A 14,798-nucleotide genomic window follows, 5' to 3' on the forward strand; every position below is an offset into this window, starting at 1 on the left:
TGCACGTGCAAGCCGTGCGTGACGCCCCGGATCCGAACCGTGGTTCGCACCCTGCTCAGGCACCCGCACGCACGTCAGGCCGATTCCGCACGGCTGTGCCTGAGCAGCGTGCGATCGCCTGACGAGCGTTCGCCCAAAGAGCCATGCAGGCCGATCGCCACCGCCGATCGGATCTCGAGCTCGACTTCCTGCCAGCCGTAGAGCACCTGCCGGTAGTCGAATCGCAGCACCGTGAACCCCAGCAGGGCGAGCCGGCGGTCGTGGGCGAGGTCACGGCGCCGACTCGCGGCATCCCGGTGGAACTCGTAGCCGTCGAGTTGGATGACCAAGCTGGACCCGACGAGTCCGTCGACCGCGTGCCCTGCCAGGTGCACCTGCTGACGCACCGGCAGCCCGATGCGCCGGAGCCGGGCGACGGCGATCGACTCGAGTCCGGAATCCGAGAGTTGGGAGGCGCCGTCGCGGACCCGGCGCGCCGAGGCGTGCCGGAGCGGGAGACGTGCGAGGTACCGGTGGTCGACGGTTCCCTGCCGCAGAGCGGATTCCCACGTCGCGAGCGCGTGGTCGAGCGGCCGGCACTCGGCGACATGGACCAGCGCATCTACGACCGGCTCGACCAACTCGAATGTCCGGGCTCCGAGCGGCCCGGCGTTCCAGTGGATGCGCGCGCCAGCGGCGTCGAATCGCGAAGCGCCGTGGGCGACGGCGAAATGCGGCACGTCGTCGTCGATGACCCACAAGCCGTGCTCCCGTGCGGCCGTGACGCACGCGACACGTCCGCCGATCGCGGCTGCCGCGCGGAGCAGCGGCGGCGCGTCGGGGCCGGCGAGCCACACGCGCCGGAGTCGCTGAACGGACCCGGCGGCGACCGCGGCGCGGATCGAGTACTTCGTGAACCCCGCGGCGAGGGCCTGTTGGACGTGCCGGATGCCGCCTTCGGCCTCGAGCCATCGGGTGAGCGAATCGCGCATCGGTCCAGCCTCGCGGCACTGACACGTCCACGGCGGTGGTTCCGGCCGCCGGCATGGTGGGGCGTCCGCTGCGGGCGTGTGGAGGAACGATGGCATCACCCGTTCATCGAACGGTGCTCAGGCGAACGTTCGCTACTCAGGCCTGTTCTGCGGATTCGTGCCTGAGCAGCGCACGTTCGCCTGAATCCATGACGGGCAGGGGCGTGCCGAGCGGGCGGGCGGGCGGCCCAGCGGCCGCGCTCAGTCGACCCAGGGCACCCCGCCGACCTTGCGGTACGAGACCCCAAGGGCGTCGAGGTGGGTGCCGAGCGCGGCGAGGCGGGCGCCGAAGTCCTCGAGGTCACGCGCCCCGCCCTCGGTGACGGGACGGCCCTCGGCGAGAGCCGACGCCGAGGGTGCGGGCGACCACGCGATCTCGGCGATCGCCGCGATGCGGGGGAACACCATGAACTCGAGGTCGGGCGCGGCGGCGAGCGTCTCGGTCCAGACGGGTGCCTCGACGCCGAGGACGTCGGCTTCGGCGAGCCCGGGCACGATCGCGGTGGGCTCCCAGCCGTACGCCTCCTCGAGGGTCGTGCCGCCGTCGGCCCAGTCGAGGCCGAGCTTGCTGCCGAGCGGGCCGTCGGGGTCGTCGGGGTACTTCATGTCGAGGTAGGCGACGTCGGCGGGGGAGAGGATGACGCTGCCGCCCTGCTCGACGAACGACGTCGTGTGCTCGGCCGCGTCCTCCTGCGGTTCGACGTAGCTCCAGTACTGGCCGACGGTGCCGGCGGGGAGGTCGCGCGAGGCGCCCATCTCGTGCCAGCCGATGAGGGTCTTGCCGGTCGCGGCGCCGGCGGCCGTGATGCGGCGCACGAGGTCGAGGTAGTCGGCCTGCGAGGTCGCGAGGGACTCGTCGCCGCCCACGTGCAGCCACGGGCCGGGGGTGATCTCGGCGAGCTCGCGCGTGACGTCGGCGAGGAACCGGTCGGTGGCGACGGCGCGTTCGGGCGAGGCGCAGAGCGAGGAGAAGCCGACCTCGACGCCCTCGTAGGGCTTGGGCGCGACGCCGTCGCAGTTCAGCTCGGGGTACGCATGCAGGGCCGCGTTCGTGTGTCCGGGCAGGTCGACCTCGGGCACGACGGTCACGAACCGCCCCGCGGCGTACTCGACGATGCGCCGGTAGTCGTCCTTCGTGTAGAAGCCGCCGCCGTCTCCGCCCACCGAGGTCGTCGCGCCGGCCCCGGTGAGCTCGGGCCACGAGTCGATCTGGATGCGCCAGCCCTGGTCATCGGTGAGGTGCAGGTGCAGCACGTTGAGCTTCAGCAGCGCGATGCGGTCGATGTGGTCGAGCACGTCCTCGACGGGGAAGAAGTGGCGCGCGACGTCGAGCATCGACCCGCGGTAGGCGAAGCGCGGCGCATCGGCGACGGATGCCGCGGGCAGCGTCCATCCGTCGGCGGGCGGCGTCGCGGCATCCGTTCGCTCGATCTCGGCGGGCAGCAGCTGGCGCAGCGACTGCGTCGCCCAGAAGAGGCCGGCGGGCGTCTCGGCCCCGAGGCGCACGCCGTCGGATCCGGATTCGAGCGTGTACCCCTCTGCCGCGCCGTCGGGCGCCTCGCCGTCGGCGATCACGAACGCGATGTCGGATGCCGCGGCATCCGCCTCATCTGCGCCCTCGACCACGGGCAGCTCGAAGCCGGTCGACACCCTGGCGAGCGCGCCGAAGGTCTCGGCGACCGCCGCGGCCCCCTCGCCCGTGGCGACGAGCCTGGTGGTCTCCTGAAGCGTGAATGGCGCTCGGTCGGGGTAGTCGGCGCTGATCGGCGCCGGCACGATGCCGGTCATGGCGTCTCCGTTCTTGGCCGGTGCGGTGCACGCGGTGAGGGTCGCCGCGATCGCGAGGCCCGTGGCGAGGCCGAGGGCGACCCCGCGAGCGACGAGGGGTGCACGCCGTGCGCGGGGTGCGGCGGTGCGGGTGCGTCGTGGCATGCGTCCTCGGGGTGCTCGGGCTCCGCGCGGGAATGCGAAGGATTCCTAACACTGCGGCGTGATTCCATCTTGGCATCGAGGCGGCCCCGGCGACAGGGGTTCGCGCGCATCCATCCTCGCGCGCGCGGCATCCGTTGCTATGCTTGCGGGGTCGCGACTGGCGTTGAGATGGATTCCCATCGGGGAGCGACTGGCGAGTATCGACCGCACGCCTGGGCCGGTACGGATGCCTTGTCGCGCGAGTCGCGCGACGAGGAACCCTCGTTTGGTCCGTACCGTCACTGAAGGAGCCAGTCTTGGCCGAGTCCGTTTTCAACGCCCCCCTGTCCGAGGTCGATCCCGAGATCGCCGAGGTGCTCGAGCTCGAGCTCGGTCGCCAGCGCGACTACCTCGAGATGATCGCGAGCGAGAACTTCGTTCCCGTCTCGGTGCTGCAGTCGCAGGGGTCGGTGCTCACCAACAAGTACGCCGAGGGCTACCCCGGCCGTCGCTACTACGGCGGCTGCGAGTACGTCGACGTCGCCGAGTCGCTCGCGATCGAGCGCGCGAAGAGCCTGTTCGGCGCCGAGTACGCGAACGTGCAGCCCCATTCCGGCGCGACCGCCAACGCGGCCGTGCTCTCCGCGATCGCGACGCCGGGCGACACGATCCTCGGCCTCGAGCTCGCGCACGGCGGCCACCTCACGCACGGCATGAAGCTCAACTTCTCGGGCAAGCTCTACAACGCCGTGTCGTACGGCGTCGACCCCGAGACGTTCCTCGTCGACATGAACGTCGTGCGCGACAAGGCGCTCGAGCACAAGCCGCAGGTCATCATCGCCGGCTGGTCGGCCTACCCGCGTCACCTCGACTTCGCCGCGTTCCGTGCGATCGCCGACGAGGTCGGCGCGAAGCTCTGGGTCGACATGGCGCACTTCGCCGGCCTCGTGGCCGCGGGCCTGCACCCGTCGCCCGTGCCCTACGCCGACGTCGTGTCGAGCACGGTGCACAAGACCATCGGCGGACCGCGCTCGGGCTTCATCGTCTCGCGCGACACCGAGCTCGCCAAGAAGCTGAACTCCAACGTGTTCCCGGGCCAGCAGGGCGGTCCGCTCATGCACGTCATCGCGGCGAAGGCCACGGCGTTCAAGATCGCGGCGTCCGAGGAGTTCAAGAACCGGCAGGAGCGCACCATCCGCGGCGCGCAGATCCTCGCCGCGCGCCTCACGGCCGACGACTCGCGTGCGGCCGGCGTCGACGTGCTCACCGGCGGCACCGACGTGCACCTCGTGCTCGCCGACCTCCGCAACTCGAAGATCGACGGCCAGCAGGCCGAAGACCTCCTGCACGAGGCGCTCATCACGGTGAACCGCAACTCGGTGCCGTTCGACCCGCGTCCGCCGATGGTCACCTCCGGCCTGCGCATCGGCACGCCGGCGCTCGCGACCCGCGGGTTCGGCGACGCCGAGTTCACCGAGGTCGCCGACATCATCGCGCTCGCGCTCCAGGGCGAGGCGGATGTCGCCGAGCTCCGCTCGCGGGTCGAGGCGCTCACGGCGGCGTTCCCGCTGTACCCGGGCCTCGCGCAGTAGGCCGCAGATGACCGCCATCACGCTCGACGGCGTGGCCACGGCCACCGCCGTCAAGTCCGAGCTGGCGTCGCGCATCGCGGCGCTCCGCGCGAAGGGCGTCGTGCCCGGCCTCGGCACGCTGCTCGTCGGCGACGACCCCGGTTCGCGCTCGTACGTCGCGGGCAAGCACCGCGACTGCGCCGAGGTCGGCATCGAGTCGATCCGCGTCGACCTGCCGGCCACGGCGAGCCCGGCCGACGTGCGCGCCGCGATCGCCGACCTGAACGCGGCATCCGAGGTCACGGGCTACATCGTGCAGCTGCCGCTGCCGGCCGGGCACGACGAGAACGCGATGCTCGAGCTCATCGACCCCGACAAGGACGCCGACGGACTGCACCCGACCAACCTCGGGCGCCTCGTGCTCGGCGTCGCGGGCGAGCTCGCGTCGCCGCTGCCGTGCACGCCGGCCGGCATCGTCGAGATGCTGCAGCGCTACGACGTGCCGATCGCCGGCCGCCAGGTCGCCGTCATCGGCCGCGGCATCACGGTCGGGCGCCCGCTCGGCCTGCTGCTCACGCGCAAGGGCCTCGACGCGACGGTCACGCTCACCCACTCGCGCACGGTCGACCTGGCCGCCGAGGTGCGTCGCGCCGACATCGTCGTGGCCGCCGTCGGCGTGCCGCACCTCGTGAAGCCCGACTGGGTCAAGCCGGGCGCCGCGGTGCTCGACGTTGGCATCACCCGGGTGATCGACGAGGCGACGGGCAAGGGCCGCCTCACGGGCGACGTCGACCCCGCGGTCGCCGAGATCGCCGGGCACCTCTCGCCGAACCCCGGCGGCGTGGGCCCGATGACCCGCGCGATGCTGCTCGCGAACGTCGTCAAGGCGGCCGAGCGCGGGTAGCACTCGAGCGCCCGCACGGGCGAGCACCACGAAGCACGGCGGATGCCGCGGGCCGAGGCCTGCGGCATCCGCCGTCTCGTCGGGGCTTGTGGGGTCGACGACCGTCGTCTGCAGGTCGCCGGGCGTTCACCCGGTGATCATCCCGGCGCAAGGGCGCGTCAACGGGCCGCCCGTAGCGTCGCAGCATGCTCGAAGACGGGCGGCCGTCGGGTCGCGCCATGCACCCCGCACCGCAGGTCATCGCGGTGATCCCCGCGCGCGGCGGCTCGAAGGGCCTGCCGGGCAAGAACCTCGCGGAGGTCGGCGGCGTCCCGCTCGTGGCCCGCGCGGTGCGCGCGGCGGCGGCGGCCCGCCGCATCGACGCCGTGGTCGTGTCCACGGACGACGACCGCATCGCGGAGGTCGCGCAGGCGGCCGGCGCCGGCGTGGTCCGACGGCCCGCCGACCTGTCCGGCGACACGGCGACCTCCGAGTCCGCGCTCCGCCATGCGCTGCACAGCATCGCCGCGCACACGGGCGTGCGCCCCGACGTGCTCGTGTTCGTCCAGGCGACGTCGCCGTTCATCGACCCGACGGCGCTCGACCTCGCCGTCGATCGCGTGCAGCACGGCCACGAAGACGTCGTCTTCTCGGCGGTGCCGAGTCACGTGTTCCTGTGGCGGCAGACGGATGCCGGCGCCGACGGCGTCAACCACGTGGCGTCCACCCGCCCCCGCCGGCAGGATCGGGAGCCCGAGTACGCCGAGACGGGCGCGTTCTACGTCATGCGCGCCGACGGGTTCCTGCAGGCCGGGCACCGCTTCTTCGGACGCGTCGGCCTCGCGCCGGTGCGACCGGACCACGCGATCGAGATCGACGACGCCGCGGACCTCGAGCGGGCCCGCCTGCTCGCCCGGTCGGTCGACGCGCTCGATGCGAGCGGCGATCCGCGGCATCCGATCATCGACGTCGACGCGATCGTGACCGACTTCGACGGCGTGCACACCGACGACACGGCCTGGGTCGACACGCTCGGCCGGGAATCGGTGCGCGTGAGCCGCAGCGACGGCGCGGGCGTGGCGCGACTCCGGGCTGCTGGGGTCCCCGTGCTCATCCTGAGCGCCGAGGCGAACCCGGTCGTCGCCCGGCGCGCCGAGAAGCTCGGCGTCGAGTGCCTGCACGGCGTCGACGCGAAGGGGGAGGCGCTCGCCGAGTGGGCGCTCGCCCGCGGCATCCGCCTGGATCGCATCGCGTACGTCGGCAACGACCGCAACGACCTGCCCGCGCTCGAGCTCGTGGGCTGGCCCGTCGCCGTGCGGGACGCGGTGCCCGACGTGCTCGCCGCCGCCCGTCACGTGCTCGACCGCGCGGGCGGCCACGGCGCCGTGCGCGAGCTCGCCGACCTCGTCATCGCCGCGCGCGATCATGCCGCGACGGACGACCCGTCCGGGCCGGCCGACCACGGCCATCCCGATCACGACCACCCCACCCACCTGCGCGCTGCGGCGCGCTGAACATGAGGAGCAGCCCTTGTCGGTGCGCATCGGACGATCGCTGATCGGCCCCGGAAATCCCGTCTACGTCATCGGCGAGATCGGGCTCAACCACAACGGCGATGTCGATATCGCGAAGCGGCTCATCGACGTCGCGGTCGAAGCGGGTGCGCAGGCGGTGAAGTTCCAGAAGCGCACGCCCGAGATCGCGACGCCGGAGCACATGCGCGACGTGCCGCGCGAGACGCCGTGGGGCACGATGACCTACCTCGAGTACCGGCACCGCGTCGAGTTCGGCGAGGCCGAGTACCTCGAGATCGCGTCCTACGCGATGCGCGCGGGCGTCGACTGGTTCGCCTCCCCGTGGGACGTGCCGTCGGTCGCCTTCCTCGAGGGCCTCGACGTGGTCGCGCACAAGGTCGCGTCGGCCTCGCTCACCGACCTCGAGCTCCTCGACGCGCTCGCCGCGACCGGCAAGCCGATCATCCTCTCGACGGGCATGTCGACCATGGACGAGATCGATCGCGCCATCGACCGCCTCGACCGCGAGCGGCTCGTGGTCATGCACGCCACCTCGAGCTACCCGATGCCCGAGCACGAGGCGAACCTCCGCATGATCGAGACGCTGCGCTCCCGGTACCCAGGGGTGCCGATCGGCTACTCGGGTCACGAGCGCGGCCTGCAGATCTCGCTCGCGGCCGTCGCGCTCGGCGCCCTCGCCGTCGAACGGCACATCACGCTCGACCGCTCGATGTGGGGCTCCGACCAGGCCGCGTCGCTCGAGCCGCAGGGATTCGACCACCTCGTGCGCGACATCCGGATCATCGGCGACGCCATGGGCGACGGGGTCAAGCGCGTGTTCCCCGGTGAGGAGGCGCCGCGGGCGAAGCTCCGCCGGGTGCCCGCGTGATGTTCGCGAGGTCGAGCAGCGCGTCGGGAGCCTCGGATGCCGCGGGCCGGCGCCTGCTCGTCGTCGCCGACTCCGACTCCTACGTGAAATGGGGTGCGGCGCTCGCCTCGACGCTGCCGACGCCCTGGCAGGTGCAGCTCGTGGTGCTCGCGTCGCCCGTGCAGCCGAGTGCGACGCAACTCGAGCACGCGCTCGCGGGCACGCGGTTCTCGGCGGCCCGCACGAGGGTCGTGCACCTCGACGACCTCGACGGTCTCCTCGACGTGTTCGATCCGCACGCGGTGCTGCTGTCGTTGCGCGGCCCGTTCGTGCGGGTCGTCGCGCCGATCCTCGAACGCCGTGCCGATCGCCCGGTGCTCGTGAGCGGGTTCCCGGGCCTCACGATCCCCGCGGTGCCGAAGGCCGTGATCTACCGCGAGCAGACCGATCTCGTGGTGCTGCACAGCCGCCGCGAGGTGCGCGAGTTCCGGACGAACGCGGCCGAGCTCGGCCTCGGGACCACCTTCGCGCTCGCGACGCTGCCGTTCCTCGCCGGGGCCGGCGCGGGCGAGGCTGACGCCCGTGCCTCGCACGTCGGCGCACCGGCCGTCGCCGCCTCGCCCCGGACCGGAGCGACGGATGCCGCGGCGGGCGGGTCCGCGACGGCCGACGCCGGGCACGCGGCATCCGCTCGCACCGACATCGTCTTCGCGACGCAGGCCAAGGTGCCGGCGGCACGCGAGGACCGCGTGCACCTGCTCGGTGCGCTGGCCGAGCTCGCGAGGCGGCGACCGGACCAGCGCGTGGTCGTGAAGGTCCGCGCCCGCCGCGGCGAGGCGCAGACGCACGACGAGACGTTCGACTTCGCCGACCTGATGTCCGAGGTCGACGCGCCCGCGAACCTCGTCGTCGAGGACGGCCCGATGGCCGACAAGCTCGCACGCGCCGCCGCGCTCGTCACGGTGAGCTCGACGGCCGTGCTCGAGGCCGTCGCCCTCGACCTGCCCGCGCTCGTCGTCGACGACTACGGCGTCTCGCCGGCGATGATCAACGTCGTCTTCGAGGGGTCGGGGCTGCTCGGGTCGACCGCAGACCTGGTCGAAGGGCGGTTCAGGACCGCGGATGCCGCGTGGCGCACCGACAACTACTTCCACGCCGTCGAAGCGGCCGACTGGGTCAGGCGCCTCCACGCCTTCGTCGAGGCGCGCGACGTCGTGCCGCTCAGGCCGCTCGCGCGCCGAAGAGACCTGTCGGGCGGCGTGCTGCGCTCGGCGTTCGAGCGGCGGCGCATGCTCGGCGCGCACGACCGCAGCCTGCTGGGCTCGCTCGCGTGGGGCGTCGGGGTGCCGGCGCGCGGACTCGTGCGTCATGCACGCCGCCTTCGGGCGCGGCTCGCACGTGGCGGGGCGCCGGTCGCGGCGCCGCGGCGCGCCGACGGGTGGACCACGGTGCCGCCGCACGACGCGGCTCCCGAAGGACGAGTGCCGAACGCGGCGTCGTCAGTCGAGGGGCGCCGAGTGCCGCTCGACATGGCCGAGGTATGACTCGGCGTTGCGTCGGATGCCGGCCTGCTCGTCCGGGGTGAGCTCGCGGCGCACCTTCGCCGGCACGCCGGCCACGAGCGACCCGGGCGGCACGACCGTGCCCTCGAGCACCACGGCCCCCGCCGCCACGAGCGACCCGGCGCCGATGACGGCGCCGTTCAGCACGGTCGCGTTCATGCCGACGAGGCAGTCGTCCTCGACCGTGCAGCCGTGCAGCACCGCGCCGTGCCCGACCGAGACGCCGTCGCCGACCACGAGCGGGAACCCGCGGTCGACATGGCAGGCGACGGTGTCCTGCAGGTTCGAGCGCTCGCCGATGACGATCGGCTCCGCCTCGGCGCGCAGCACCGCGTTGTACCAGACGCTCGCGTCGGCGGCGAGGCGCACGTCGCCCACGAGCACCGCGCCGGCCGCGACGAACGCCGTCGGGTGCAGCTCGGGCGCTGGGACGCCGGGGATGGTGATGATGCGGGCGGACGGGTCTGCGCTCATGGCGCCAGCCTAGCCTCGGTCCGCGGGGCCGTTCAGGAGTCGGATCCGCCCGATCCGCCCCGTCCGCGCGGGTCCGTCGGCGGTCGCCGGCGCGCGACGCTCGTGCGCACGATGCGGGCGCCGACGCCGACCGCGAAGACGACGAGCCCGCCGAGCACCGCCTCGATCGGCAGCGTGACGACGAGCACGAGGCATCCGACCGCCCCCGCGGCGCTGAGCCATCGCGGAACGCGGCGTTCGGATGCGGGTTGCGTGAGCGCGGCGGCGTTCGCGACCAGGTAGTAGACGAGCACGCCGAACGAGCTGAACCCGATGGCGCCGCGCAGGTCGACGACCAGCACGAGCGCGACGACGATCGCCGCGACGACGATCTCGGCGACGTAGGGCACTTGGGCGCTGGGGTGCACCGCAGCCAGCGGTGCGGGCAGCTCGCGATCGCGCGCCATCGCGAGCGCCGTCCGGCCGATGCCCGCGATGAGCGCGAGCAGCGCGCCGCACGCGGCGAGGGCGGCGGCGACGCGCACGACGGGCACCATCCAGTCCCAGCCGCTCGCGGACACCAGGTCGGCGAGCGGTGCATCGTCGGCGGCCGCGAGGGTCGCCGGCCCGAGCACGAGGAGGAGCACGACCGCGATCGTCGCGAACAGGGCGAGGGCGATGCCGAGCGACGTCGCGATCGCGCGGGGGATGGTGCGCGCCGGATCGCGCACCTCCTCGCCGAGCGTCGCGATGCGCGCGTACCCGGCGAAGGCGAAGAACAGCAGGCCGGCCGACTGCAGCAGGCCGAACCACCCGAGGGACGGCGGCTCGACCTCTGCCGACGGCGGCAGGCCGACCTCGAACAGGTGGCCCGCCCCGGCGACGACGACCAGTGCCAGGACCGCGAGCACCACCGTGACGATCACGGTCGCCGCCCGGGCCGTGCGCGTGATGCCGAGCAGGTTGACGCCCGCGAGCACGAGCACCGCGAGCACGGCGACCGGCTTCTCCCACGGCCCGGGCACGAGGTAGTCGGCCGCGGTCAACGCCATCGCCGCGCAGCTCGCCGTCTTGCCGACGACGAACCCCCATCCCGCGAGGAACCCGGGCCACTCGCCGAGGCGCTCGCGCCCGTACCGGTAGGCGCCGCCGGACTCCGGGTACCGCGCGGCGAGCTGGCCCGTCGAGCTCGCGTTCGCGTAGGCGACGAACGCCGCGATCGCGAGACCGCCGAGCAGCCACGCGCCCGCCGCCTGCGCCGCGGGGATCCACACCGCGAACACGCCGGCCCCGATCATCGACGCGAGCCCGATCGCCACGGCGTCGCGGAGTCCGAGTCGGCGGGCGAGGGCGGGGCGGTCGGTCACGGTCGGCACCCTACGCCATCGGGATGTCGCGGCGGTGGCCCGCGGCATCCGTTCGCGTTCGTAGGATCGACGCATGGCAACCACCTCCCACCCTGCGGTCGACCGCGTCGCCGAAGCCCTCGCGAGCCAGGGGCTCGCGCCCGAGATCGTCTGGTTCGACGACGCGGTCACGACCGCCCAGCTCGCGGCCGACGCGCTCGGCGTCGAGGTCGGCCAGATCGCGAACTCGCTCGTGTTCACGCTCGACGACGAGCCCATCCTCGTGCTCACCTCCGGCGCGCACCGGGTCGACACCCAGTGGCTCGGCGGGCAGTTGGGCGGCGTCATCGGGCGTGCATCGAAGGAGACGGTGAAGGATGCCACGGGGCAGGTCATCGGCGGCGTCGCGCCCGTCGGGCACCCGACGCCCGTGCGCACCATCGTCGACGTCGATCTCGCCGGCTACGACGAGGTCTGGGCGGCCGCCGGACACGCCAAGACGGTGTTCCCGACCACGTTCGCCGACCTCGTGCGCATCACGGGCGGCACGCCGCACGCGGTCGAGCCGCCGCTGGATGCCGCGTCGTGACGGCCGGCACCGTGGCCTGGCCGCGCATCGCCGGGCCGCTCGAGCTCCGCGCTCCCACGCGCGATGACCTCGAACGCGTGCTCGAGTGGCGCAACGAGCCCGAGGTCACGCGATGGCTGCTGCGCACCACGGTCGATCCCGAGGCGTACGTGGCGGCGTGGCTCGAGACCCTCGATGATCCCGACCAGCACGCCGTCGTCGCCGCCGTCGACGGCATGATCGTCGGCACCGGCTCGCTCGACGTGAGCGACGGCATGGGACAGTTCGACGGCGATGCGTGGCGCCGGTCGGAGGGGTTGCTCGGGTACCTGATCGATCCGGCGCACGCCGGGAAGGGCTACGCCACCGACATCGCCCGAGCCCTGCTCGAGCTCGCGTTCACCGAGCTCGGGCTGCACCGGGTCACCGCCGGATGCTTCGCCGACAACCGGGCGTCCTGGCGGGTCATGGAGAAGCTCGGCATGCGCCGCGAGCAGCACGGGGTCCGCGACTCGTGGCACGCCGAACTCGGCTGGGTCGACGGATTCACCTACGCGATCCTCGCCGACGAATGGGCCGGCGGGGTGCAGGAGCTCAGGCAGCCGTGATCAGGCGGGCCCGACGTCAGACGTCGCGGCGCGCGCCCTGGCTCGGGCGCACGACGAACGTGGTCGGCGCGCGATAGCCCTCCGCGGCGAACGCGGCCTTCACCTCGCGCTCGATGACGGGCACGAGCGCATCGATCACGACGGCGATCGCCGAGCCGCCGAATCCGCCGCCGGTCATGCGCGCGCCGATCGCGCCGTTCGACTGGGCGATCTCGACCGCGAGGTCGACCTCGGGCACGGTGATCTCGAAGTCGTCGCGCATCGACACATGCGAGGCGTCGAGCAGTGGCCCGATCGCGCCGGCGCCCTGCTCGCGCAGCGTGCGGACCGTGTCGAGCACCCGCTGGTTCTCGGTCACGATGTGGCGCACCCGGCGGAACGTCTCGTCGTCGAGCACGGTCGCGGCGCGCTCGAGGTCGTCGACGCGCACGTCGCGCAGCGAGTCGACGCCGAGCGCCGACGCGCCCGCCTCGCACGAGGCGCGCCTGGCCGCGTAGCCGCCAGTGGCGTGGGCGTGCGACACGTTCGTGTCGATGACGAGGATCGAGAGGCCGTCGTCGACGAGGCCGAGCGGGATCACCTCGGCGTCGAGGCTGCGGCAGTCGAGGAACACGGCCGCGTCGGCCTCGGAGAGCAGCGAGGCCGACTGGTCGAGGATGCCCGTCGGTGCGCCGACGACCCGGTTCTCGGCGAGCTGCCCGACCTTCGCGAGCGTCGGCCGGTCGAGGCCGAGGCCCCAGTGCTCGTCGAGCGCGAGCGCGACCGAGCTCTCGATCGCGGCCGACGACGACAGGCCGGCGCCGACCGGGACGGTGCTCGCGATGTGCAGGTCGACGCCGCCGACGTGCTCGAGGTCGGCGCCGAACTGGCCGAGCGCCCACGCGACGCCGAGCGGGTAGGCCGCCCACCCCTCGAGGCGGTCGGGCGAGAGCTCGTCGAGGTGCACCTCGACGGGCTCGGCCGCGAACGTCGACGAGACCCTGACGAGCCGGTCGGCGCGGATGCCGAGCGCGACGCTCGCGCGCTGGTCGATCGCGAACGGGAACACGAAGCCGTCGTTGTAGTCGGTGTGCTCGCCGATGAGGTTCACGCGGCCGGGTGCCGACCACACGCCGACGGGCTCGTGCCCGTAGCGCTCGATGAAGCCGCTCGTCACGGTCTCGACGGGGGTCTCGGTCATGCTCGGGGTCCTTCGGTGTCGGATGCCGGCGCGGCCGGTGCGGTCGTGGTCGTGGTGTCCGTCGGCGCGGATGCCGCGGCATCCGGCGTCGGGTGCTCGCTCGTGGTCGCGTGCTCCTCGCCCGTTGCGGCCGCGATGGCCCGGCGGAGCGCCTCGGCCGCGGTCTCGGGGGCGACGTCGCCGATCCAGGCGCCCTTCGCGGCCTCGGACCCGGCGAGGAACTTCAGCTTGTCGGCCGCACGGCGGGGGCTCGTGATCTGCAGCATGAGCCGCACGTCGTCGCGGTGCTCGTGCACCGGCGCCTGGTGCCAGGCCGCGATGTACGGCGTGGGGGAGTCGTAGAGCCGGTCGATGCCGCGCAGCAGCTGCAGGTAGAGCCCGGCGAGCTCGTCGCGTTCGGCGAGCGTGGTCGCGGCGAAGTCGGGCACGTGGCGGTGCGGCAGCAGGTGCACCTCGATGGGCCAGCGCGCGGCGAACGGCACGAACGCGGTCCAGTGCTCGCCCGTGAGCAGCACGCGCGGGCCGTTGCGCTCGCGCTCGAGGATGTCGGCCATGAGGGTGGGGCCGTAGTCGTCGATCGCGGCGAGCAGGCGTTCGGTGCGCGGCGTGATGTAGGGGTAGGAGTAGATCTGGCCGTGCGGGTGCGGCAGGGTGACGCCGATCTCGCGGCCGCGGTTCTCGAAGGGGAACACCTCCTGCACGCCCGGCAGCGCCGAGAGCGCGGCGGTGCGGTGCGCCCACGCCTCGATCACGGTGCGTGCGCGCGACCGCGAGAGCGAGCCGAACGAGCCCTCGTGGGCGGGGCTGAAGCAGACGACCTCGCAGCGGCCGATCGACGTCTTCGTGCGCTCGAGCCCGATGCGACGGAGGTCGGCGAGGGCGTCGGCGTCGGACGCACCGGGGTCGCCGAGCGCCGGGCCGAACGAGGGCGAGCGGTTCTCGAAGACGGCGACGTCGTAGACGCTCGGGATCTCCGACGGGTTGTCGGGCGTCTGCGGGGCGAGCGGGTCGAGGTGCGCGGGCGGCAGCACGACCCGGTTCTGGCGTGCGGCCGCGATCGAGACCCACTCGCCGGTGAGCGGGTCCTGCCGCATGTGCGCGTTGGCCGGGCGCGGGTCGAGCGTGCGCGCGTCGACCGAGCGCTCGGCGCTCAGCGCGGTGTCGGCGTCGTCGAAGTAGATGAGGTCGCGGCCGTCGGCGAGCACGGCCGGGCGAACGGCGATGGCGGGGTCGAGGACCGGGTCGGTGTCATGCACGCGGCAACCCTACGCGCTTTTCGTTTTGCAAACAACCGGGTTTCGTATTGCAAAATCAGCCCCGGTCG

13 protein-coding genes and 1 riboswitch are annotated in these 14,798 nt (G+C 73.2%); of the genes, 7 read left to right on the forward strand and 6 right to left on the reverse strand.

Annotated elements, in window-relative coordinates; genetic code table 11:
• Positions 1-74: 74 nt before the first annotated feature.
• Both ABIC29_RS04670 and ABIC29_RS04675 read right to left on the reverse strand, forming a co-directional pair.
• The gene (locus ABIC29_RS04670) at positions 75-971 is read right to left on the reverse strand and encodes a DUF559 domain-containing protein (protein ID WP_354243195.1); all 897 of its coding nucleotides are present in this window, start codon (positions 969-971) and stop codon (positions 75-77) included.
• Between the two features lie 240 nt (positions 972-1,211).
• Entirely contained in the window at positions 1,212-2,942 is a 1,731-nt protein-coding gene (locus ABIC29_RS04675; RefSeq protein ID WP_354243197.1) for a beta-N-acetylhexosaminidase, read from the reverse strand.
• Between the two features lie 143 nt (positions 2,943-3,085).
• Positions 3,086-3,167: riboswitch (ZMP/ZTP riboswitch) on the forward strand.
• Between the two features lie 71 nt (positions 3,168-3,238).
• Between ABIC29_RS04675 and glyA the strand changes: the two genes are divergently transcribed.
• From glyA to ABIC29_RS04700, 5 genes are all read left to right on the forward strand, one after another.
• A complete protein-coding gene (gene glyA, locus ABIC29_RS04680) occupies positions 3,239-4,513 on the forward strand; it encodes a serine hydroxymethyltransferase (protein ID WP_116081057.1) in 1,275 nt (424 codons plus the stop codon).
• A 7-nt stretch (positions 4,514-4,520) separates the two neighbouring features.
• Positions 4,521-5,396, forward strand: coding sequence for a bifunctional methylenetetrahydrofolate dehydrogenase/methenyltetrahydrofolate cyclohydrolase (locus ABIC29_RS04685; RefSeq protein WP_354243199.1), 876 nt, complete (start codon positions 4,521-4,523; stop codon positions 5,394-5,396).
• A gap of 185 nt (positions 5,397-5,581) precedes the next feature.
• The gene (locus ABIC29_RS04690) at positions 5,582-6,889 is read left to right on the forward strand and encodes a cytidylyltransferase domain-containing protein (protein WP_354243202.1); all 1,308 of its coding nucleotides are present in this window, start codon (positions 5,582-5,584) and stop codon (positions 6,887-6,889) included.
• Between the two features lie 16 nt (positions 6,890-6,905).
• Positions 6,906-7,778, forward strand: a complete 873-nt coding sequence (locus tag ABIC29_RS04695; protein ID WP_116081061.1) for an N-acetylneuraminate synthase family protein — start codon at positions 6,906-6,908, stop codon at positions 7,776-7,778.
• On the forward strand, positions 7,778-9,301 hold the full coding sequence (locus ABIC29_RS04700; RefSeq protein ID WP_354244599.1) for a DUF6716 putative glycosyltransferase: 1,524 nt from the start codon (positions 7,778-7,780) through the stop codon (positions 9,299-9,301). The genes ABIC29_RS04695 and ABIC29_RS04700 overlap by 1 nt, the downstream gene beginning before the upstream one ends.
• Here ABIC29_RS04700 and ABIC29_RS04705 read toward each other — a convergent pair.
• Both ABIC29_RS04705 and ABIC29_RS04710 read right to left on the reverse strand, forming a co-directional pair.
• Positions 9,257-9,793 carry a gamma carbonic anhydrase family protein gene (locus ABIC29_RS04705; protein WP_354243205.1) on the reverse strand — a complete coding sequence of 179 codons (537 nt, stop codon included), beginning with the start codon at positions 9,791-9,793 and terminating at the stop codon, positions 9,257-9,259. The two genes, ABIC29_RS04700 and ABIC29_RS04705, sit on opposite strands and share 45 nt — an antisense overlap.
• A 32-nt stretch (positions 9,794-9,825) precedes the next feature.
• A complete protein-coding gene (locus ABIC29_RS04710) occupies positions 9,826-11,139 on the reverse strand; it encodes an APC family permease (RefSeq protein WP_116082386.1) in 1,314 nt (437 codons plus the stop codon).
• A gap of 73 nt (positions 11,140-11,212) precedes the next feature.
• Here ABIC29_RS04710 and ABIC29_RS04715 point away from each other — a divergent pair, with 73 nt between their 5' ends.
• Positions 11,213-11,707: a YbaK/EbsC family protein gene (locus ABIC29_RS04715; protein ID WP_116081064.1), complete on the forward strand. Its 495-nt coding sequence runs from the start codon at positions 11,213-11,215 to the stop codon at positions 11,705-11,707.
• Positions 11,704-12,294: a GNAT family N-acetyltransferase gene (locus ABIC29_RS04720; RefSeq protein WP_354243209.1), complete on the forward strand. Its 591-nt coding sequence runs from the start codon at positions 11,704-11,706 to the stop codon at positions 12,292-12,294. Before ABIC29_RS04715 ends, ABIC29_RS04720 begins: the two co-directional genes overlap by 4 nt.
• A 16-nt stretch (positions 12,295-12,310) precedes the next feature.
• On the opposite strand, the gene galK is transcribed toward ABIC29_RS04720, so the two are convergent.
• On the reverse strand, positions 12,311-13,474 hold the full coding sequence (galK, locus tag ABIC29_RS04725) for a galactokinase (protein WP_354243212.1): 1,164 nt from the start codon (positions 13,472-13,474) through the stop codon (positions 12,311-12,313).
• The gene (gene galT / locus ABIC29_RS04730) at positions 13,471-14,730 is read right to left on the reverse strand and encodes a galactose-1-phosphate uridylyltransferase (protein WP_354243215.1); all 1,260 of its coding nucleotides are present in this window, start codon (positions 14,728-14,730) and stop codon (positions 13,471-13,473) included. The genes galK and galT overlap by 4 nt, the downstream gene beginning before the upstream one ends.
• Between the last annotated feature and the right edge of the window lie 68 nt (positions 14,731-14,798).

Source organism: Agromyces sp. PvR057, from assembly GCF_040547485.1.
Taxonomy (GTDB): Bacteria; Actinomycetota; Actinomycetes; order Actinomycetales; family Microbacteriaceae; genus Agromyces.